Origin of the sequence: Mesopusillimonas faecipullorum (assembly GCF_020539505.1) — a bacterium.
In the GTDB taxonomy this organism is placed as follows: Bacteria; Pseudomonadota; Gammaproteobacteria; order Burkholderiales; family Burkholderiaceae_B; genus Mesopusillimonas; species Mesopusillimonas faecipullorum.
On the sequence record NZ_JACDXW010000001.1, the window covers coordinates 337,490 to 357,654 of the forward strand.

General features: G+C 58.4%; 17 protein-coding genes. 8 read left to right on the forward strand and 9 right to left on the reverse strand.

Annotation, left to right across the window (positions count from 1 at the left end; translation table 11 throughout):
• The first annotated feature begins 432 nt into the window (after nucleotides 1–432).
• Entirely contained in the window at nucleotides 433–3,582 is a 3,150-nt protein-coding gene (locus H0484_RS01600; RefSeq protein ID WP_226953009.1) for an Rne/Rng family ribonuclease, read from the forward strand.
• A gap of 74 nt (nucleotides 3,583–3,656) precedes the next feature.
• On the opposite strand, the gene accD is transcribed toward H0484_RS01600, so the two are convergent.
• The 4 genes from accD to H0484_RS01620 all read right to left on the reverse strand — a co-directional run bounded on the left by accD (nucleotide 3,657) and on the right by H0484_RS01620 (nucleotide 8,978).
• Nucleotides 3,657–4,553 (reverse strand): acetyl-CoA carboxylase, carboxyltransferase subunit beta, encoded by an 897-nt coding sequence (gene accD / locus H0484_RS01605; protein WP_226952685.1) that lies wholly within the window; start codon nucleotides 4,551–4,553, stop codon nucleotides 3,657–3,659.
• A complete protein-coding gene (gene trpA / locus H0484_RS01610) occupies nucleotides 4,550–5,440 on the reverse strand; it encodes a tryptophan synthase subunit alpha (RefSeq protein ID WP_226952686.1) in 891 nt (296 codons plus the stop codon). Before trpA ends, accD begins: the two co-directional genes overlap by 4 nt.
• On the reverse strand, nucleotides 5,437–6,636 hold the full coding sequence (gene trpB / locus H0484_RS01615; protein ID WP_226952687.1) for a tryptophan synthase subunit beta: 1,200 nt from the start codon (nucleotides 6,634–6,636) through the stop codon (nucleotides 5,437–5,439). The genes trpA and trpB overlap by 4 nt, the downstream gene beginning before the upstream one ends.
• Before the next feature lie 104 nt (nucleotides 6,637–6,740).
• Nucleotides 6,741–8,978 carry a RelA/SpoT family protein gene (locus tag H0484_RS01620; protein ID WP_226952688.1) on the reverse strand — a complete coding sequence of 746 codons (2,238 nt, stop codon included), beginning with the start codon at nucleotides 8,976–8,978 and terminating at the stop codon, nucleotides 6,741–6,743.
• Nucleotides 8,979–9,106: 128 nt separating this feature from the next.
• Between H0484_RS01620 and H0484_RS01625 the strand changes: the two genes are divergently transcribed.
• Entirely contained in the window at nucleotides 9,107–9,625 is a 519-nt protein-coding gene (locus H0484_RS01625) for a flavodoxin family protein (protein ID WP_226952689.1), read from the forward strand.
• 14 nt (nucleotides 9,626–9,639) lie between these two features.
• Here the strand turns inward: H0484_RS01625 and H0484_RS01630 are convergent, their stop codons facing one another.
• Together H0484_RS01630 and pncB are read right to left on the reverse strand one after the other, a co-directional pair.
• The gene (locus H0484_RS01630; RefSeq protein WP_226952690.1) at nucleotides 9,640–9,993 is read right to left on the reverse strand and encodes a RidA family protein; all 354 of its coding nucleotides are present in this window, start codon (nucleotides 9,991–9,993) and stop codon (nucleotides 9,640–9,642) included.
• A 47-nt stretch (nucleotides 9,994–10,040) separates the two neighbouring features.
• A complete protein-coding gene (pncB, locus tag H0484_RS01635) occupies nucleotides 10,041–11,216 on the reverse strand; it encodes a nicotinate phosphoribosyltransferase (protein ID WP_226953010.1) in 1,176 nt (391 codons plus the stop codon).
• Between the two features lie 279 nt (nucleotides 11,217–11,495).
• On the opposite strand from pncB, the gene fdxA reads away from it, so the two are divergent.
• The 6 genes from fdxA to H0484_RS01665 all read left to right on the forward strand — a co-directional run bounded on the left by fdxA (nucleotide 11,496) and on the right by H0484_RS01665 (nucleotide 16,097).
• Entirely contained in the window at nucleotides 11,496–11,822 is a 327-nt protein-coding gene (fdxA, locus tag H0484_RS01640) for a ferredoxin FdxA (protein WP_226952691.1), read from the forward strand.
• Nucleotides 11,819–12,619 carry a ferredoxin--NADP reductase gene (locus H0484_RS01645; protein WP_226952692.1) on the forward strand — a complete coding sequence of 267 codons (801 nt, stop codon included), beginning with the start codon at nucleotides 11,819–11,821 and terminating at the stop codon, nucleotides 12,617–12,619. Before fdxA ends, H0484_RS01645 begins: the two co-directional genes overlap by 4 nt.
• A gap of 93 nt (nucleotides 12,620–12,712) precedes the next feature.
• Nucleotides 12,713–13,939 (forward strand): polyhydroxyalkanoate depolymerase, encoded by a 1,227-nt coding sequence (locus H0484_RS01650; RefSeq protein ID WP_226952693.1) that lies wholly within the window; start codon nucleotides 12,713–12,715, stop codon nucleotides 13,937–13,939.
• Between the two features lie 62 nt (nucleotides 13,940–14,001).
• Entirely contained in the window at nucleotides 14,002–14,649 is a 648-nt protein-coding gene (gene rsxB, locus H0484_RS01655) for an electron transport complex subunit RsxB (protein ID WP_226952694.1), read from the forward strand.
• Nucleotides 14,646–15,281 carry an endonuclease III gene (gene nth / locus H0484_RS01660; RefSeq protein ID WP_226952695.1) on the forward strand — a complete coding sequence of 212 codons (636 nt, stop codon included), beginning with the start codon at nucleotides 14,646–14,648 and terminating at the stop codon, nucleotides 15,279–15,281. Before rsxB ends, nth begins: the two co-directional genes overlap by 4 nt.
• 138 nt (nucleotides 15,282–15,419) lie before the next feature.
• Nucleotides 15,420–16,097: an ABC transporter ATP-binding protein gene (locus H0484_RS01665; protein WP_226952696.1), complete on the forward strand. Its 678-nt coding sequence runs from the start codon at nucleotides 15,420–15,422 to the stop codon at nucleotides 16,095–16,097.
• A 112-nt stretch (nucleotides 16,098–16,209) separates the two neighbouring features.
• Here H0484_RS01665 and H0484_RS01670 read toward each other — a convergent pair whose 3' ends face one another.
• From H0484_RS01670 to H0484_RS01680, 3 genes are read right to left on the reverse strand one after another with little or no spacing between them, the layout of a single operon-like run.
• A complete protein-coding gene (locus H0484_RS01670; protein ID WP_226952697.1) occupies nucleotides 16,210–16,983 on the reverse strand; it encodes an ABC transporter ATP-binding protein in 774 nt (257 codons plus the stop codon).
• The gene (locus tag H0484_RS01675) at nucleotides 16,980–18,821 is read right to left on the reverse strand and encodes a branched-chain amino acid ABC transporter ATP-binding protein/permease (protein WP_226953011.1); all 1,842 of its coding nucleotides are present in this window, start codon (nucleotides 18,819–18,821) and stop codon (nucleotides 16,980–16,982) included. The genes H0484_RS01670 and H0484_RS01675 overlap by 4 nt, the downstream gene beginning before the upstream one ends.
• 10 nt (nucleotides 18,822–18,831) lie before the next feature.
• Nucleotides 18,832–19,866 (reverse strand): branched-chain amino acid ABC transporter permease, encoded by a 1,035-nt coding sequence (locus H0484_RS01680; protein WP_226952698.1) that lies wholly within the window; start codon nucleotides 19,864–19,866, stop codon nucleotides 18,832–18,834.
• Nucleotides 19,867–20,165 lie beyond the last annotated feature (299 nt).

The following is a 20,165-nucleotide window of genomic DNA, read 5'->3' on the forward strand; positions in this document are numbered from 1 at the left end:
CTCCGTGGGTCGCAAGACCACACTATTGTACTGCCTGAATTCCAGCTTTCGGGTCACCAGGTCGCCGGCGCAACGGGTTGCGTTGATAAATATTTGGCGAGCAGACATACTGCCGCCCTTCCCAACCCCTTGCCAGCCGCTTGCGGCACTGAAGCATTGCAAAAAAGTTATCGCATACGCACCAGACGAGCCCTCCTACTTTACAGGCTCGTCTGTCACTCCCAGCAAACCGTTTTTCGTCAACCTCACCACCCGTGACCCTGACCCTACTGCTGACTGAATCGCGTGATCATCCACGCATCGTGCCTGCCTGACGTCGTCGGGGCAAGGCGCCGTCGGCCCCCTGCCCCCTGCAAGCTTTTGCGCCGTACCTAGTGTGGCCCGCGGTCGCGCTCCGATAAACGGAGCGCCATGACTACGGAGAAACACCTCATGAAACGCATGTTGTTCAATGCGACGCATCAAGAAGAATTACGCGTCGCCATCGTCGATGGACAGAAACTCATCGATCTGGACATCGAAACTGCCGGGCGCGAACAGCGCAAGGGCAACATCTATAAAGGCGTCATCACCCGCATCGAGCCCGGCCTCGAAGCCTGCTTCGTTAACTATGGCGAAGAACGTCACGGCTTTCTACCCTTTAAAGAAGTCGCCAGAAGCTACTTCAAAGAAGGCGTTGACCACCGTAACGTCAGCATCCAAGAAGCCCTGAAAGAAGGCCAGGAACTCATTGTCCAGGTCGAGAAAGAAGAACGCGGCAACAAAGGCGCCGCCCTGACGACTTTCATTTCGCTGGCCGGCCGTTATCTGGTGCTCATGCCCAACAACCCTCGTGGTGGTGGCGTTTCGCGCCGCGTAGAGGGTGAAGACCGCCAAGAGCTTCGCGAAGCCATGGAGCAGCTCAACGTGCCCCAAGGCATGAGCCTGATTGCCCGCACTGCGGGCATAGGCCGCAGTGTCGAAGAGCTGCAGTGGGATTTGGTCTATCTTATGCAACTGTGGACGGCCATAGACACCGCCGCACGCGAGAACGCCGCCCCCATCCTCATCTACCTCGAATCCAGCTTGGTCATTCGCGCCATACGCGACTATTTCTCACCCGAAATCGGTGAAATACTGATAGACACCGAAGAGATAGCCGAGCAAGCCCAGGCTTTCATGAGCGTGGTCATGCCCGACAATCTGCATCGGGTCAAAATGTATCGCGACGACGTCCCCCTGTTCTCGCGCTTCCAGATCGAACACCAGATCGAAACCGCCTACTCGCGTACGGTTCAACTGCCCTCGGGCGGTGCGGTCGTCATCGACCACACCGAAGCGCTGGTCGCCATCGACGTCAACTCCGCACGTTCTACGCGCGGTGCCGATATTGAAGAAACCGCGCTGCGCACCAACCTTGAGGCCGCCGACGAAGTCGCCCGCCAGTTGCGCCTGCGCGACTTGGGCGGCCTGATCGTCATCGATTTCATCGATATGGAGGACAGCAAGAACCAGCGCGCCGTTGAACAGCGCCTGCGCGATGCCCTGCACTTCGACCGCGCCCGCGTACAAATGGGCAAGATTTCGCGCTTCGGCCTGATGGAGCTCTCGCGCCAACGCCTGCGCCCAGCCCTGAACGAAGGCTCACACATCACCTGCCCACGCTGCAATGGCACCGGCGTCATCCGCGACGCGGAATCCAGCGCCCTGCACGTGTTGCGCCTGCTGCAAGAAGAAGCCATGAAAGAAAACACCGCTGCCTTGCATGCGCAGGTGCCGGTAGAGGTGGCCACTTACTTGCTTAACGAAAAGCGCAACGACATCACCAAGATCGAGTCGCGCCTTAAGGTCAACTTGGTTCTTATCCCCAACAAGAACCTCGAAACCCCGCACCATCACATTGAACGCCTGCGCCACGACGACCCACGTCTCGAGGACAGCAAATCCAGCTTTGACTTGGCCCAAGCGCCCAGCACCCTGGTAGAGTGGCAACCCAATAAGGCCGAAGAAGCCCGTCAGCGCCCCGAAGCACTGGTTAAAGGCATTACGCCTTCACAGCCCGCACCGCGACCACAAGTCCAGGCAGCCGCTGCAGCGCCCGCCGCTCAAGGCACGCCCAAACCAGGGCTGTTCACGCGCCTCTTCTCTTGGCTGAGCGGCAATGCCGCCAACGATGCGGTTCAAGCTGATAGCAGCACCGAAGGCGCCAAAAAGACCGAAGGTAGCTCCCGCCGCAACGCACAAGGCGGTAATGGCTCGCGCAACAACCGTGGCGAAGGCCGTCGCGAACGCGGTGCCCAAGCACAACAAGGCCAAGCAGACCGCGAACGCAACCGAGGTCGCCGCAACGAGCGTCGCACGGACGAAGAAGATACCGAGCAGCGTCGCAACACACGCCAGTCTGCCAACGGCAGCACACGCCCGCCGCGTCGTCAGCCTGAGACCGCTCCTGTTATCGAGGCACCCGCACCTGTCGCCGCAGCCACTGAAGAAGCCCAAGAAGGTGGCTCCAGCCGCAATGGTCGCAGCCGCCGTGGCCGTGGCCGTAACCGCCGAGACGAGGCCCAGGCCGTTGATAACCCACAAGCCACTGACACTTCGCTGCAAGAAGCTACCAGCGCCGGCGATAACGCGGTCACTTCCACGCCCGTCGTTGCGGCAGCAGCCGTTGCCGCGAATGTGCCAGCCGCGCCAGCCGTCGATGTAAGCGACTCGCAAGAGGCCGGCGACACCGATACCGAGGCACTGGAAACCAGCCAAGACGGCGAACAAGTCGACCCCGAGCGCAAGCGCCGTCGTCGTCGCGGTCGTCGCAGCCGCCGTGGCGCTGAAGGCGCCGCTACGGACATCAACGCCGACGACACGGCAGAAGATGATAGCGACGCGAACACGCCGGCAACCCCCGTCAGCGCTCAGGTCGAGACGGCCTCATCCACAGCCGCCACCGAAGACCATGTCCAGGTGTCCACACCGGCTCAAACCGAAGCTGCAGCGCCTGTCGCAGCCGAACCCGCCATCGTCACACACGAGACGCCAAAGTTCGATCCTCAGGCCCTCACCTTTCCCTCGGACGCTGCCCCGGTAACCCAGGAACAGCCTGTGCAACAGGTCGAAGCTGAAAAGACCGAACCTGCACAAGCCGAGTCGGTGCAAACCGAGCCAGTTCAAGCCGAGCCTCAAGCGCAGAGCAGCGCGCCTGCCGACCAAGCTGAAGTCACTGCTTCGCCGACCGCAGCATCTGCTGAAACCGTCGCCCAAGCCCCGGCCGAAACGCCAGCGCCTATCGAAACGGTCATCAATGATGTTGCCCCTGAAGCCTCGGAACCAGCCATTGCCAAGGTTGAAGCTGAAGTTGAGCCTCAGGCAGCAGCGCCTGTGGCAGACGTCAAGCCCGAGCCGTCTCCCGCACAGACTGCGCCTGCCAGCCCTGAGGCACCCATCGTGGCCAGCGCTGTTCAGGAATCCGGCCTGCAACTGATCGAGACCCGTCCACAAGCCACTTCACCAGAGGCTCATGACGCGCCTAAGCCTGTTCTGGGCCGTGCACGCAAGCGTGTCAGCGCCGTCGCCGACGAGCCTTTGCAGCAGGTGGAAACCCACTAACGATAAAGGCCGGGTGATACCACCCGGCCTTTATCTGCTGCTACCAAGCGCCACTTGTAAAGTGGCGCTTATTTTTATGCCTGCGGCGTCGGCCTCTCCTGGGCAATGACTTCGGCTGGCTGACGCGTCAGCAAAGCCAACAGATGCGCCAACTCGGAGCGTAACTCGCGCCTATCGACGATCATGTCTATAGCACCTTTAGCCAACAAGAACTCGGCACGCTGAAAGCCCTCGGGCAGCTTCTCGCGCACCGTCTGCTCGATGACTCGAGGCCCGGCAAAACCCACCAAGGCCTTAGGCTCGGCAATCACGACATCGCCCATGAAAGCAAAACTAGCCGAGACCCCGCCCATGGTGGGATCGGTAAGAATGCTGATAAAAGGCAGACCGGCTTCGGAAAGACGCGTCAACATGGCATTGGTTTTAGCCATCTGCATCAACGAAAACAGGCTTTCTTGCATGCGCGCCCCACCCGAGGCAGCCACGCAAACAAAGGGACTGCGCTGACGTATGGCTTCTTGCACACCCCGTGCAAAACGCTCCCCCACCACCGAGCCCATGGAGCCGCCCATGAAAGCGAATTCGAAGCAGGCCAACACCACTGGCAGGTTTTGGATGCGCCCGGACATGGCGACCAAGGCCTCGGATTCCCCCGTCTGTTTGACGGCCTCAGAAACCCGGTCGGGATACTTGCGCGAATCCTTGAACTTAAGAGGATCCATAGGGCGCGTGCTGCCCCCGATTTCGACGCGACCTTCGGCGTCGAGCAGCGAATTGATGCGGGCGCGGGCGCCGATACGCATATGATGGCTGCAACTAGGGCACACGTTCAGCGTGGCAACCAAATCTTCTTTATAGAGAACGGTTTCGCAACTGGGGCATTTGACCCAAAGCCCTTCGGGCACGCGTCGGGAGTTCGCATCATTCGTGCGATTGATCCGTGGCGGCAATATTTTTTCTATCCAGCTCATCGTGAAGCATCCTCGGTTATCTGGGTGGGCGCCGCAACAGACTGCAAGGCCTGACTAATACCCGACAGCCAATCGTGCGCCGCCTGCGCGGCACGCTGATCTAGCCCGGATGAGTCAGTACCTGCTTGCTCGCCTTGCGCTACGGCTTCCTGCATGGATTGAATCAGCCTGGTGCCGATAATAATGGCGTCTGCCACCTTACCCACACGCTGGGCGCTATCTGCGTCTCGGATGCCAAAGCCTACACCTACGGGCACCTTGATGTGACGCCGAATGGCGTCTAGCCGCTTAGCCACATCATCGACGTCGAGATTGCCTGCGCCTGTAACGCCCTTAAGCGAAACATAGTAAACGTAGCCTCGCGCTACTTGGGCCACCTGTTGAATGCGCTCGTCGGTAGACGTGGGCGCCAACAGGAAGATCAGCGCCATGCCGGCAGCCTCCATCATGGCGGCAAACTCGGCCACTTCTTCGGGAGGGTAATCAACAACCAAAACACCGTCTACGCCGGCTTTTTGGGCCTGCTCGACAAACTTAGCCTGACCCATGCGTTCGATAGGGTTGGCATAACCCATCAGCACGACGGGGGTCTGCTGATCATCACGCCTGAAGGCCTCGACCATTTGCAGAACGTGAACCAAGCCTACGCCTTGGCGAATGGCATGCTCGCTAGCCTGCTGAATGACGGGGCCGTCGGCCATAGGGTCGGAAAACGGAACGCCGAGCTCGATGATGTCGGCACCGGCCTTAACCAAGGCATGCATGACCGCAGGGGTGGCCTGCGCTGACGGATAGCCCGAGGTGACGTACGGGATCAATGCGGGACGCGGTGTGATGCGCGCAAAAGCTGCTGCCAGCCTGTCGTTTGTATTGACTTGGGTGCTCATAGCTTAATACCACTGAATTCGGCGACCGTATGCATGTCTTTGTCGCCACGACCAGACAAGCTAACCAGAATTACCTTGTCTTTAGGCAAGGTAGGGGCCAGCTTGACGGCATGTGCAATGGCGTGAGAAGACTCTAACGCCGGCATGATGCCCTCGGTATGGCAGCAATCGTGAAAAGCCTGCAGGGCCTCGCTATCGGTAATGCCTACGTACTGGGCTCGCTGGGAATCCTTCAACCAGGCGTGCTCTGGGCCAACGCCGGGGTAATCCAAACCGGCGGAAACCGAATGGGTTTCGCAGACCTGACCGTTTTCGTCTTGTAAAACGTAGGTGCGATTGCCATGCAACACACCAACCGACCCCGCATTCAACGAGGCCGCGTGGCGCTCGGAGCTTAAGCCTTCGCCGGCTGCCTCAACCCCTATGAGTTTGACGTCTTGGTAATCAATGTAGGGGTGAAAAATACCCATGGCATTTGAGCCACCGCCCACCGCCGCCACCACAAAATCGGGCTGACGACCGGTTTCCAGGGGCACCTGTTCTATGCATTCCTGCCCGATGATGGCCTGGAAGTCGCGCACCATGGCGGGATAGGGATGAGGCCCGGCCACCGTACCAATGATGTAGAAAGTGTTCTCGACGTTGGTCACCCAATCGCGCATGGCTTCGTTAAGCGCATCTTTAAGCGTACGCGAACCCGAATCCACAGGCACCACGGTGGCGCCCAGCAGCTTCATGCGGTACACGTTGGAAGCCTGGCGGCGCACATCTTCGCTGCCCATGTAAACCACACATTCCAGGCCATAGCGCGCCGCCACAGTTGCCGTAGCGACACCATGCTGGCCTGCGCCGGTTTCGGCAATAACGCGCGGCTTGCCCATGCGTCTGGCCAACAAGGCCTGACCTATGCAGTTATTGATTTTGTGAGCACCGGTGTGATTGAGATCTTCGCGCTTGAACCAGATTTGCGCCCCGCCCAGTTTTTCGGACCATCGACGCGCGTGATAGATAGGGCTGGGCCGACCCACAAAGTGCTTGAGCTCGTAAGCGTACTCACGCTGGAATTCAGGGTCTTCGCGGTACTTGCTGTAGGCAGCGCGCAACTCGTTAAGCGCGTGCACCAGCGTCTCGGACACAAACGAGCCACCATAGGGTCCAAAATGCCCCCGTTCGTCGGGCAAACTGTAGGGTTTCAAGGCGTTACTCTCGGTTGAAGGCAAGACGGGCAGAAAAACACCGTCTTTTCAGGGGAATTCTTCATTTTAGCAGCGTGCGTTAAAGCGGGGGGTTTGCGCGCCCCTTAGCGCCGCTCAGCCGTCACGCCCTCAAGCTCGTTGAGCGCAGCCAAGGCCTTGGCAATCTGTTCGCCCCCTCGTGCCTCTACGGTAAAGACCATATGAGCCAGCGAAGCACGGCTTTGCGTGTTAACGCTGATGACGTTCAAACGCAGACGGCTGAAGACTTCAGACAGGTCACGCAGCAAATCATGACTTTGCTGAGCATGGATGGTGATGTCTACCGGGTAAACAGCATCCGTGGTGTCTCCCCACTCTACCGAGATGGCGCGCTCTGGGGTTTTCTCGATAAGGGCGCGATAAGCCGGGCAGTCTTGCCGGTGTACGGAAACGCCGCGCCCACGTGTGACAAACCCTGCCACGGAATCAGGTGGCGCTGGGCGGCAGCACCGGGCCAGTTGCGTCATCAGTGCGTCGACGCCCATTACCAAGACCCCACCGCGGTCGGGCTGCGTGGCTTTGACCACCCTATGCACGAAGGTGGGCTCTGCATCGGTAGTGGCCGCTTGGGTTGCCGCATTAAGAACGGCATCGACTTGTCGCAGGCTGAACTCGTCCTTGGCGACGGCAACGTATAGATCGTCGGCCTTGGCGAAGCCCAATTGTTGCGCCAGGTGTTCCAGGTTGATGGCAGTCTTGCCCAGACGCTGCAGCTCTTTCTCGACCAGATCCTGGCCTTGGGAAATGCGCGCCTGCAACTCTATGGCATTGAACCAGGCGCGCACCTTGGCGCGCGAACGCTGACTGGCCAAGTAACCCAGCTGTGGATTGAGCCAGTCGCGCGACGGGCCGCCCGCCTTGGCCGCGATGACCTCTACCGTCTGGCCGGTTTTGAGCGGCGTGGATAAAGGCACCATGCTGCCATCCACTTTTGCCCCTCGGCAGCGATGCCCCAGGTCGGTATGTAAAGCGTAGGCGAAATCAACAGGCGTCGCCTGGGCCGGCAGCTCAATGACCCGGGCTTGTGGCGTCATCACATAGATACGCTCAGCCGCCTGTTTAGTCGAAGGTGGCGGTGTCTCGGGCACGGCGCCAGGCGCCGCATCGTCTTCTTTCTCCCAAGCCAGTAAACGCCGCATCCAGGCGATTTTTTTGTCGTAGCCACTGCCGGCCTGCTGCGTACCGCCCTGAGGCCCTGCTTCTTTATAGCGCCAGTGTGCAGCCAAGCCGTATTCGGCGTAAACATGCATTTCTTGCGTACGGATTTGAATCTCAAAGGTTCGCCCCTGCGCATCGGCAACCACCGTGTGCAAAGACCGATAACCATTGGGCTTGGGACGCGAGATATAGTCGTCGAACTCGTCAGCCACCGGCGTCCACAGCGCGTGAGCCAGCGCCAGCGCCGCATAGCAGGCGCGTTCGTCATCGACAATGACACGCATGGCGCGCAAATCGTATAGCTGACCAAAGGCCAGGTTTTTATTGCGCATCTTGTTCCAGATGCTGTAGATGTGTTTGGGACGACCCGAGACCTTGGCGCGCACGCCTGCCTTGAGCAAGGCTTGCTGCAATTGTTCAACCATGCTGGCAATCAGGGCTTCGCGCTCTTGGCGCCTGTCTTCCAGCTGGCGGGCAATATCTTTGTAGATGTCGGGCTGCAGGAAGCGGAAAGCCAGATCTTCCATTTCCCACTTAAGCTGCCAGATCCCCAGCCGATTGGCCAAGGGCGTGTAGAGCTCCATGGTTTCCTGCGCGTAGAACGGCGGGCAGGGTTCGCGCGACGCGGCAAACCACCGCAGCGACTGCAATCGCGACGCCAAGCGCAGCAACACAATACGCAAATCGGCTGCCATGGCCAGCAGCATCTTGCGACGCATCTCTTTTTGATTGGCGGGTGCCTGCCCGCCTGCCTGCGGCTTGGCTGAAACATGACTCAGGCGCAACAAAGCCCTGGCACCCTGCACAAGCTCGACGATTTCACCACCGAAGGCAGCGTGCAGCGCCTCGGTGCTGCTGGAATCATTGTCGCCGGGTGCCGAAACGGTGCACAGCAAAGCACTGGCACGGGTGGCGGCATCAGCGCCCAGCGCCGTCAGAATATTCACGGCGCCGGCACAATGCGTGGCCAAAGGTTCGCCCGTACTGGCCTGCTCGCCCGGCAGATGTCGGCTAGCCCACTGGGCTGCACGCGCCAAGAGCTCGCGCCCGTCAGGGTCGAGATCTATGGAAACCTGTTCCAGCCATTGGGGGCCAAACACATCGGGAGTCTCTGTAAGCGAGACGGGCGGGACACTTGTGGGCATGATGCACTGACAAATCCAGAGCCGTTTTGTTCGATAGTGCGTGCCGTGGTGGCAGACCCAGCCTGGCCGCACTGCCGGAAAGCTTCCTATACTACCAGCGTCACAGCTTCAGCAGCAAAGCCTCAGCCATGTCCATTCCCTCGGGTAAAAAGCTTATTATCGTCTGGCATTCGCGCACCGGCGCCGCCAGCCAAATGGCGCGGGCGGCTTACACGGGTGCTTGCGAAGCATTGGCTGCGCTGCAAGCCGATGACAGCGCCGAAGTCAGCATTTTGGCTGCTCGCGATACCCAGGCCCAAGACCTGCTGCAAGCCGATGCTTACTTGTTTTGCGCCCCCGAGAATCTTGGGGCGCTTAGCGGTGAAATGAAAGACTGCCTGGACCGCTGCTACTACGACGTACTGGACGCCTGCAACGGCAAGCCTTACGCCGTGATAATTGCCGCAGGCACCGATGGCGAGGGGGCCGCGCGCCAGCTTGAACGCATCTGCACGGGTTGGCGCCTACGTTCGGTCGCCCCGCCTTTGATCATCCGCAACGGCGCCCAGACCCGGGCAGCGATTCTGGCACCCAAGACCGTTGCGCCCAATGACTTGACACGCTGCAAAGAAACAGGCGGCACGCTGGCCGCCTTGCTGGTACTTTAATGAAAACAGTGGCTTCAGTTCAGCGCAGCCAACACCAGAATTTCTACTTTGTACTCGGGGGCAGCCAGACGTGCCTCGATGGTGGCGCGTGCAGGCGTCTGCCCTTGGGGTACCCAAGCGTCCCAGGCACGATTCATGGCGGCAAAATCGGCAATCTCGGGCAGAAACACCTGTGCAGACAAGATGCGTGTTTTATCGCTACCCACGTCGGCCAGAATGCGGTCGATAATGGCCAAAACACGCGCCGTCTGCCCCTCGACATCCAGCGACGTATCGTCGGTAACTTGGCCGGCCAGATAGGCGACCCCATTGTGCACCACTGCCTCGGACATCCGCGCGCCCACGCCCACACGTTTCAGTTCACTCATGACTGCTCCAATAAAGATGTTTGTAGATGAAAAAAAGGGGGCCCGCCTTAGGCGGGAGGCAATTGAAACACTTGGCGCAAATAGGCCAGGTAGGCGGGGTCGTCGCACATGGTCTTTTCGGGTGCGTCAGACACCTTGGCAACCGGTTGCCCATTACAACGCACCATCTTCATGACTATCTGCAAGGGTTCATGACCCAAGTCGTTGGTTAGGTTGGTGCCTATGCCGAAAGAAACTTTGCAACGCCCGGCAAACCGCTTGGCCAACTCGATGGCGCGGGGAATATTCAAACCATCGGAAAACACCAAGGTTTTGGTGCGTGGGTCGGTTCGGTTGGCGGCATAGTGCGCCAGCAGGCGTTCACCCCATACAAAGGGATCGCCGGAGTCGTGACGGGCGCCGTCAAAGAGTTTGCAAAAATACATGTCGAAATCGCGCAGGAAAGCATCCATGCCATACACATCAGATAGCGCGATACCCAAGTCACCCCGGTATTCTTTGGCCCAGACTTCAAGCGCGAATACCTGGGAGTCTCGTAAGCGCGGGCCCAGCGCTTGGCAGGCCTGCAGATACTCGTGGCCCATGGTGCCCAAAGGCGTTACCCCATGCTGCATGGCAAACATCACATTGCTGGTGCCGGCAAAATGTTTACCCATCTCCGATTTCATGGTGGCAACGACTTCGGCATGCCATTGCTTGGAAAAGCGCCGCCTGGTGCCATATTCGGCCACGCGAAAATCGGCAAGCTCAGGGTCGTCGAGCACCAATTGCATTTTGGACTGCAAGCGCTGCCTACCTTCTTCCCAAGCGGGTTCAGTGCAGGTATTACGGAAATAGACCTCGTTGACGATGGCCAGAACGGGAATTTCAAACAGGATAGTGTGCAGCCACGGCCCTTTGACCTGAATGTCTATTTCGCCGGGATCGGCCCCTGGCGCCACCTGTATGCACTTTTCGGGCATGTGAAACAGCCCCAGGAAGTCGACGAAGTCGCTCTTGATAAAGCGCAGGCCTCGCAGGTAGTCGAGCTCGGGTTCGGTGAACTTCAGCTGACACAAGGCGTGGATTTCGGCGCGTATCTCGTCCAGGTAGGGCTGCAGATTGACCCCCGGCGTACGGCACTTGTAGCGGTACTCGACCTGTGCGGCGGGAAAATGATGCAAGACGACCTGCATCATCGAAAATTTATAAAGATCGGTATCCAGCAAAGACGTGATGATCATGATGACGCCCGCGCGACGGCGGCGATTAAGGCACTGTTCGACACAGCGCAAACCATAGCACGCCGCTTGTGCGCGTGCACGCGCACTTACGCTCGCTTCCATGAGCTTATCAGGGCTACTCGGGCTTTATTGCAGGAATTGGCTAAAATCCCAGTTTTCACCCCTAGTCTTGCCAGCAGGGTTGCGCCTTCATCCACAGGATGCCGGCCTGGTTTCTTACGTCCCTACCCCCCTTTACCTGCTGGCTGCGTTCCTAAGATATACCGGAGTTCTACAGGCATGACCCACGTTGTTACCGAAAACTGTATCAAATGCAAGTTCACCGACTGCGTCGACGTGTGCCCCGTAGACTGTTTCCGCGAGGGCCCCAACTTCTTGGTCATCGACCCGGATGAATGCATTGACTGTGCCGTGTGCGTAGCCGAATGCCCGGCAAATGCCATTTTTGCCGAAGAAGACGTTCCTGAAGACCAAGTCAGCTTTATCGAGCTTAATGCCGAGCTGACCCCCGTATTCAAGGAAATCAGCCGGGCCAAAGATTCTTTACCCGACGCCGACGACTGGAACGGCAAGCCAGGCAAGCTGCAATATTTGGAAAGGGCATGACGACCGAGTCTGTTTACACCCCTCAAACCGTTACTCGCGTTCACTTCTGGGTTCCGGGCAAGCTGCTCTCACTGAGCACCACGCGCGACCCCGCTTACCAGTTCACCGCCGGGCAGTTTGCCCGGCTGGGGCTGCCCGCCGCTACCGACCCAGACGGCCCTCCCACTTTGTGGCGAGCTTATTCCATGGTGAACGGCCCCCGGCAAGAGGGCCTGGAGTTCTACTCCATCGTCGTCCCTGATGGCCAGTTCAGCCCGCTGCTGGCAAAGCTTCAGCCTGGCGACACGCTCTACATAGATAAAACCCCAGTCGGCTTCCTTACGCTAGACCGCTTTGCTCCGGGCGGCAATCTGTGGCTATTGTCCACAGGAACAGGGTTGTCAGCGTATCTGTCTATGTTGCAAGATAGCCACGTTTGGGAAAATTTCGACCGTATCATAGTCGTGCATGGCGTGCGCCATCGCGAAGAACTGGCTTATGGCGAATCGCTGCAAGCCTGGAGCCTGCAAGGCCCACCTTCCTCGGTGCATTCTTCTCCCAGCGCACGCCTAAGCTATCTGCCTATTCCTACGCGCGAAACACTGCCCGGCATGCCCTCGGCGCGTCTGACGCAACTGATAGAAGACGGGCAGTTGGAACAATTGGCCGATTGCCCCTTGGATCCCGCTCAATCCAAGGTCATGTTGTGCGGCAACCCCGAGATGGTGACACAGGCCCGCGCCCTATTGCAGGCCCGAGGTTTTGCCGCAGGGCGCCGTGGCAACACCGGCACTTTGGCGGTAGAGAACTACTGGTAGCCACTTTGCGTTCCCTGATGATACAAAGCACCGCCGCAAGCTGAACATGCTTTATGATTAAAACAAGGACAACAAAAACCCAGGGTGATTTTGATGCTGTACGACTTCCATGAGCTTCAACGGACGTTTCTGAACCCCTTCACGGCCTTCTCCGACACGGGTTCCAAACTGTTTTCGCACCCTTACAGCCCGCTGGCTTACACGCCGGTGTCGCGCCAAATGGCTGCCACCTACGACTTATTGCACCGCCTTGGCAAAGACTACGAAAAGCCGGCCTGGGGCCTGGACAGCACCGAAGTCGATGGCAAAAGCGTAAACGTGCATACCGTTACCGAGCTGGCCAAACCCTTCTGTAATTTGGTGCACTTCAAGCGCAGCGTGCCGGCTGCTCGTGCAGCCGACCCAACCGTACTGCTGGTAGCCCCGCTTTCCGGCCATCACGCCACCCTGTTGCGAGACACCGTGCGTGCGCTATTGCCCAATCACAATGTCTACGTTACTGATTGGGTAGATGCCAGGCAGGTACCGCTCAGGCATGGGCCTTTCCACCTGAACGACTACGTTCGTTACGTACAAGAGTTCATTCGCCTGCTCGGTCCACAGGTTCACGTCATTTCGGTCTGTCAGCCGACGGTGCCGGTACTGGCCGCCATTTCTTTAATGGCTGCACAGAACGACCCCTGTTTGCCGCGCAGCATGACGATGATGGGCGGCCCCATCGACACGCGTGAGTCGCCCACTGAAGTCAATAAGCTGGCCATCACCAAACCGTTCAGCTGGTTCGAAAACACACTGATCCATCGTGTGCCGGTGCGCTACCCCGGAGAAGGTCGCAGCGTATACCCGGGCTTCCTGCAGCACGCGGGCTTTGTGGCCATGAACCCCGATCGTCATCTGCAATCGCATTACGACTATTACCTTGACCTGCTCAAGGGCGATGACGGCGATGCCGAGGCTCATAGGCGCTTTTACGACGAATACAATGCCGTGCTGGATATGCCCGCCGAGTTCTACTTGGACACCATACGCGTGGTGTTCCAAGAACATCTGCTGCCTACCGGGCGTTGGGAAATCGACGGCGAGTTGGTAGACCCCAGCGCCATCACGAATGTCGTCCTGTTTACCATCGAAGGCGAACTGGATGACATTTCCGGCCAAGGACAAACCAAGGCCGCCCATAAACTGTGCACCAGCATTCCACCCGCCAAGCGCCAACACCTGACCGCGCTCAACTGCGGCCACTACGGTATTTTCTCGGGCCGTCGCTGGCGCGAGAACATCTGTCCGCGCATAGGCGATTTCATTCGCCAACACGACTGAGCTTGCTGTTGCAAACCCCACACCGCCCGCCCCATTACCGGGCGGGCGTTATGTATTGATCAATGACGAACGCTGCCCCTCTCACACTCGTTGAGCGCATAGACGCCCTACTGCCGCAAACCCAATGTACGCGCTGCGGTTACGAGGGATGCCGCCCCTATGCCGAGGATATGGCAGCAGGACGGGCAGACATCAACCGCTGTCCGCCGGGCGGCACGGCTGGCATTCAGGCCTTGGCCGCCCTGCTGAACCGCCCCGAGCTAGAGCTCGACCCGGAGTGCGGCCCCCATCAGGAACTGAGCTTGGCTGTCATAGACGAAGCCCACTGCATAGGCTGTACGCTGTGCATACAGGCCTGCCCCGTAGACGCCATCGTAGGCGCCAATAAGCAGATGCACACCGTCGTGGCCGAATTATGCACAGGTTGCGAGCTATGCGTGCCACCCTGTCCCGTAGACTGCATAGACATGCAAGCGGCTAGGTTTGACTGGACCCCCACGCTGGCGCAGCAGGCGCGCCAGCGTTATCAACAACGCCAGGCTCGCGTATCAAGCCGACATGACGAACAAGCCAGCTTGGCCGCACGCAACCTAGCCAATAAAGCCAGCCTTAGCCAAGCCGCCCAGCTGGACGATCAGGGCAAACAAGCCATCATTGCTGATGTCTTGGCCCGCGCTCGCGCCCGTCGGCAAGCCACCAAACACCCATGAATGCTCAGAAAAGAAAGGAAATCTTCGCCCGCCTGAAGGCAGCGAATCCTAAGCCCACGACGGAACTCGTCTACGACACCCCCTTTCAATTGCTCATTGCCGTATTGCTCTCGGCTCAGGCTACGGATAAATCGGTAAACCTGGCCACTGCACGTTTTTTCCCCGAGCATGGCACCGCGCAAGGCCTGCTAGACATGGGGTTGGAAGGCCTGACCCAGGCCATTCGTACCATAGGCCTTTACAAAACCAAGGCCAAACACGCCATACAAACCTGCGAGATATTACTGCGCGAACATGGCGGCGAAGTGCCCCAAGATCGTGCCGCGCTGGAAGCCTTACCCGGCGTCGGTCGCAAAACGGCAAATGTGGTGTTGAACACGGCCTTCGGTCAACCCACCATCGCTGTCGACACCCATATTTTCCGGGTGGCCAACCGCACACGCCTGGCAACCGGAAAAACCGTACTCGAGGTTGAGCGCAAACTGGAAAAGACCATTCCCAAGGAATACCTGCTGGATGCACACCACTGGCTGATTCTGCATGGTCGATATATCTGCGTGGCACGCAAACCTAAATGCCCGCAGTGCGGCATCGCCGACCTTTGCGAGTACCCAGACAAAACACGCGCCTGAACGCTTTGAAGCTCAGGGTGCGTGACAACCCTCATGCCCAGAGTCGCCAAGGGCTGTCATACTGATGAAATGCGTTCCACGGTAAGCGCATAGGCAAGCTCAGCTGCCTGGCTGTATCACCGGTCTTATCTTGCGTATATGACATCAGCCATCCCCGCCCTAGAGCTTGCCGATCTGCATAGTTGGCACGGCGCGCTACCCGCCCTAAAGGGGCTTAATCTCAGCGTGGCGCCAGGCCAGGCCGTTTCATTGCTATGCCACGACGACTTCCACCGCAGCGCGCTTATCGGCGCGATTCTGGGCTTGGCAGACCGTCGAGAAGGCTCTATGCGCATTCACGGCACCGAGGCCATTCACCTACCCATGGAGCGCATCTACGCCCTGGGTTTGGGTTATAGCCACCCCTTCCCCGACGTGCTCCCCAGCCTGTCTTGCGAAGAAAACCTTCTCATGCCGTCAGAACAAGGCACCTGCCTGGGTGGCGGGCTCTCGCTGGCCGAAATCTACGAGCTTTTTCCTACTTTACACGAAGTAAAAGACCACTCCAGCGCAAGCTTGGCAGCCGAGCAACGGCATCTACTGGCGCTGGGGCGCATTCTGCGCACCGGGGTCAACCTGATCATGCTGAATAAAATCTCCGAGCATCTGGGGCCGGATAACTTGGGGTTGCTGTCCCAGGCTATTTCACAGCTCAAAGCGCAACGCTACACCCTGGTGCTGTTAGAACGCACCCAAGCTTATGTAGAACGCTTGGTTGACCAATGCTATGCCCTTAGCGAAGGGCAGTTGTTTTCAAGCGAAGGCTCTTTACCTTAACGGGCATTTAGCCAGGCTTGCCTAGCGGCTGCTTGGTACCGAAAAAAATGGGGCATCCCCTTAAGGGCTGCCCCATTTTGCTTACCTGCCCTGAAACGGCTGGCGCCCGAACTCAGGCTTCTTCGGTCGCTTTTTTACCCAGACCAAGATAGCTTTCGATCACCCGTGGGTTGCCCGCGAGTTCTTTGGCCGGCCCTTCGAGCACCACTTCGCCGGTTTCAAGCACATAACCGTAGTCGGCTACCTGCAAGGCGGCGCGCGCGTTCTGCTCTACCAGCAGAATGGAAACACCCGTGCTGCGCAAACGGCCAATGATGTAGAAGATCTCGCGCACGATACGGGGCGCCAAGCCCAAGCTGGGCTCATCCAGCATCAAAAGCTTAGGCTGGGCCATCAGGGCTCGGCCTACAGCCAGCATCTGGCGCTCGCCTCCCGACAGCGTACCCGCTTGCTGCCAACGCCGTTCGCGTAAGCGCGGGAACAGCTCGAAAACCTCGTCCATTTTTTCTTTCCAGCCGGCCTTGCCTGCACGATACATACGGAAGCCACCCAGCAGCAGATTGTCTTCGACTGACATACTGCCGAAGAGCTCGCGGGTTTCGGGCACCAGGCACATGCCCGCTGCAACCCGCCGCTCGACCTGCCAGGATTCAACCTGCTGGCCCAGATACTGCACCGAGCCCGAACTGTGGCCCACTGTGGGCAATGAGCCCATCAGGGAGTTGAGCAAGGTGGATTTGCCGGCACCGTTACCGCCGATGACAGTAACGATACTGCCCGCCGGGACCGTGATGTTGGCCCCTACCAGCGCGTTGACCTTGCCGTATTGCGTGGAAAGATTATCTACCTTCAGTACGGCTTGCGCCGATTGGCTTGCTGCGTTCATGCCACACCTCCTGCCGTGGCGGGAGTCCCTTCCGCGCCTTCCAATTCAAGATCATCATCAATGCCGCCCAAATAGGCCTCGAGCACAGCCGGGTTGGCCTGCACGACGTCCGGCGTGCCCTCGGCGATCTTGGTGCCGAAATCCATGACAACCAAATGGTCGGTGAGGTTCATGACAAAGTCCATATCATGCTCTACGAGCAGAATGCTCATGCCTTCGCTACGAAGCTGACCAAGCACTTTTGCGAGCTCTTGCTTTTCTTTGTAGCGCAGACCGGCGGCAGGCTCGTCAAGCAGCAGCAGGACAGGGTCGGCCGCCAAAGCGCGAGCAATTTCAAGAATACGCTGTTGGCCCAATGCCAGATTACCGGCTTGCTCGTAGAGGTAGTCGCCCAAACCGACACGATGCAACTGCTTGGCTGCCTCGTGCAGCAAGCGTGCCTCGTCTTTGCGTTCGATGTGCAGAGCGGCCTGGAGTACGCCTACACCACTGCGCAGGTGGGCACCCAAGGCGACGTTTTCGAGAACCGTCATGGTGGGCAGCAACTGCACGTGCTGGAAGGTACGACCTACGCCCAGCTTGGCGATCTCACGCGAGGGCAGTTTTTCGAGGCGCTGACCCAGGAAGGTAACAGTGCCACTGGTGACAGGCAACACGCCGGTGATGAGGTTGAAAGTCGTGCTTTTACCTGCGCCATTAGGCCCGATCAAACCGACGATTTCGCCTGCCTTGAGCTTGAAGCTGATATCGTTGACCGCCACCAAGCCGCCAAACTGCTTACGTGCCGATTCGACATCGAGTACCAAGGTACCCGCTTGCGGACGGGAGCGTTGGGGCAAGGCTTCGACTACAGGGGGAGGACCGCGCCTGCGCTTGGCTTCGCCTTGACCAGTGATGGAAGCCCACCACCCAGAAATAATGGGCCAAATGCCGTCGCGAGCATATTGCAGCACCAGAATCATCAAAATACCGAAGACGACCAGCTCGAAGTTGGCGGTGGTATTGATGAGCTTGGGCAACACGTTCTGGATCTGGTCTTTGAGCAGCAGAATAAGGCTGGAGCCCATGATGGCACCCCACACACTGCTACCCCCACCCACGACCGCCATGAACAAGTATTCAATACCGTAGTTCAGGCCAAAGGGGCTGGGGCTGACGGCACGCTGCATATGCGCATACAACCAACCCGACACGCAAGCCAGCAAGGCCGAGTAGACGAAGATAATGACTTTGTAAGAAGCCATGTTCACGCCGAAAGATTCGGCCATGCCCTTGCCGTTTTTGAGTGCGCGAATGGCACGCCCGGGACGGGAGTCGAGCAGGTTGCGCGTAGCCCACATGGACAGGAAGACAAAAACCCAGATCAGGTAGAAGATGTCGCGGCCATCGAGCAAAGACAAACCCAAGAAGCTGATGGGCTGGATGCCGGCAATACCGTCGTATTGCCCCAAGAAGCTAAGGTTGCCGAACAAGTAGTACAGCGACAAGCACCATGCGATAGTACCCAGCGGCAAATAGTGCCCGGACAAACGCAAGGTGATGGCCCCAAGGACGAAAGCCACGGCAAAGGTGATCAGCAAACCAGCCACCAAGGCAAACCAGGGAGACCAGCCCGCAGCCGTCGTGAGATAGGCTGTGGTGTAGGCCCCTATACCGACGAACGCGGCTTGGCCGAAAGAGGTAAGGCCGCCAACACCCGTGAGAAGCACCAGGCCCAACACGACCAATGCTGCCAAGCCCACGTAATTGAGCTGGGTAATCCAGAACTCGGGGGTGGATGCGAGTTGGGGCAGTACCCCCAACGCCAAAATAAATACGACGAGAATGATGCGGTTCAGATTCATGATGTTACTCCTCGTCGACGTGCGTCGTGCCGAACGAACGCCACAGCAGGACGGGGATGATCAGGGTGAATACGATGACCTCTTTGTAGGCGCTGGCCCAGAACGAGGAGAAGGCTTCCAGGATGCCGACGAACAAGGCGCCCACCGCCGTGAGGGGATAACTGGCTAGACCACCAATAATGGCCGCCACGAACCCTTTCAGGCCGATGAGAAAGCCGGTGTCGTAGTAAATGGTGGTAACCGGCGCGATGAGCATGCCGGACAAAGCCCCAATGGCAGCGGCCAAGGTAAACGTAAGACTGCCGGACATATTGGTACTGATACCAACCAGGCGGGCACCGCGGCGGTTGACTGCGGTCGCTCGCAGAGCGCGCCCATACAGTGTTTTACCGAAGAACACCCATAACACCCCGATGAGCACGACGCATGTCAGTAGCACAAAGAGCGTCTGGGCAGACCAGCTGATCGAACCGATTTCGATCTGGCCATCCATGAAGGCGGGGGTACGCCAGCCTTCCGCACCAAAGAATACCAAGCCCAGTCCCAGCAGCGTGAAGTGCACGGCCACCGAAATAATGAGCAGAACCAAGATGCTGGCTTCGGCAATAGGCTGATACACCAGGCGATACAGCATGGGGCCCAGCGGGATGACCAGCGCCAGCGAGAACAGCACGCTAAGCCACAGGGGCTTGTCGGCGCCCACGACGTAAGGCGCAACGAGGTACAAGACGATAGGCAAGCCAAGATTCCAGATGGCCGCCTTGAACAATCTGCCCCATTCGCCGGAACGAATAATGGAAAAGAGTTCGACGAGAAAAGTGAGCGCCCCTATTATGAGCAGCAGCTTCACCGTACCTGGCACGTGGCCGTTGACCAAAAAGGCCAGCGTCAGCGCGCCATAGGCGACGAATTCGCCCTGTGGGATAAAGATGACGCGGGTAACAAGGTATACCATCACCAGGGCCAAGCCCAGCAAAGCATACACCGCGCCATTCAGGATACCGTCCTGGAGCAATATGAATATTATGGTTGAGTCCATCTAACTACATCCTGTCTTGAAAAGAAGGAGCGCACCCGCAATGCCACGAGAACAAGAAACAAGGCAACCGGGGGTTGGAATTTTATAAAAATCCGTTGGAACCGACGATCGGTACCAAACCGGTTGCCACACTAACATTCGAAATTAAATCTAATTTAGCTGCGCATTATGGCCCAATTCAAAATGAAACGCCTCTTAGGGGATTCCCTGTATTTCTCTGTAACATCGGCGCCCTTACCTCATTCAGGTGACAAGTATGGTTTCTGACGGGTTTGCGGAACCAACGCTCGGCAAGAAAG

Coding starts and splice junctions, on each gene's coding strand:
- H0484_RS01600 (WP_226953009.1), top strand. CDS start 433: ATGAAACGCATGTTGTTCAATGCGACGCATCAAGAAGAATTACGCGTC.
- accD (WP_226952685.1), bottom strand. CDS start 4,553: ATGAGCTGGATAGAAAAAATATTGCCGCCACGGATCAATCGCACGAAT.
- trpA (WP_226952686.1), bottom strand. CDS start 5,440: ATGAGCACCCAAGTCAATACAAACGACAGGCTGGCAGCAGCTTTTGCG.
- H0484_RS01620 (WP_226952688.1), bottom strand. CDS start 8,978: ATGCCCACAAGTGTCCCGCCCGTCTCGCTTACAGAGACTCCCGATGTG.
- H0484_RS01625 (WP_226952689.1), top strand. CDS start 9,107: ATGTCCATTCCCTCGGGTAAAAAGCTTATTATCGTCTGGCATTCGCGC.
- H0484_RS01630 (WP_226952690.1), bottom strand. CDS start 9,993: ATGAGTGAACTGAAACGTGTGGGCGTGGGCGCGCGGATGTCCGAGGCA.
- pncB (WP_226953010.1), bottom strand. CDS start 11,216: ATGATCATCACGTCTTTGCTGGATACCGATCTTTATAAATTTTCGATG.
- fdxA (WP_226952691.1), top strand. CDS start 11,496: ATGACCCACGTTGTTACCGAAAACTGTATCAAATGCAAGTTCACCGAC.
- H0484_RS01645 (WP_226952692.1), top strand. CDS start 11,819: ATGACGACCGAGTCTGTTTACACCCCTCAAACCGTTACTCGCGTTCAC.
- H0484_RS01650 (WP_226952693.1), top strand. CDS start 12,713: ATGCTGTACGACTTCCATGAGCTTCAACGGACGTTTCTGAACCCCTTC.
- rsxB (WP_226952694.1), top strand. CDS start 14,002: ATGACGAACGCTGCCCCTCTCACACTCGTTGAGCGCATAGACGCCCTA.
- nth (WP_226952695.1), top strand. CDS start 14,646: ATGAATGCTCAGAAAAGAAAGGAAATCTTCGCCCGCCTGAAGGCAGCG.
- H0484_RS01665 (WP_226952696.1), top strand. CDS start 15,420: ATGACATCAGCCATCCCCGCCCTAGAGCTTGCCGATCTGCATAGTTGG.
- H0484_RS01670 (WP_226952697.1), bottom strand. CDS start 16,983: ATGAACGCAGCAAGCCAATCGGCGCAAGCCGTACTGAAGGTAGATAAT.
- H0484_RS01680 (WP_226952698.1), bottom strand. CDS start 19,866: ATGGACTCAACCATAATATTCATATTGCTCCAGGACGGTATCCTGAAT.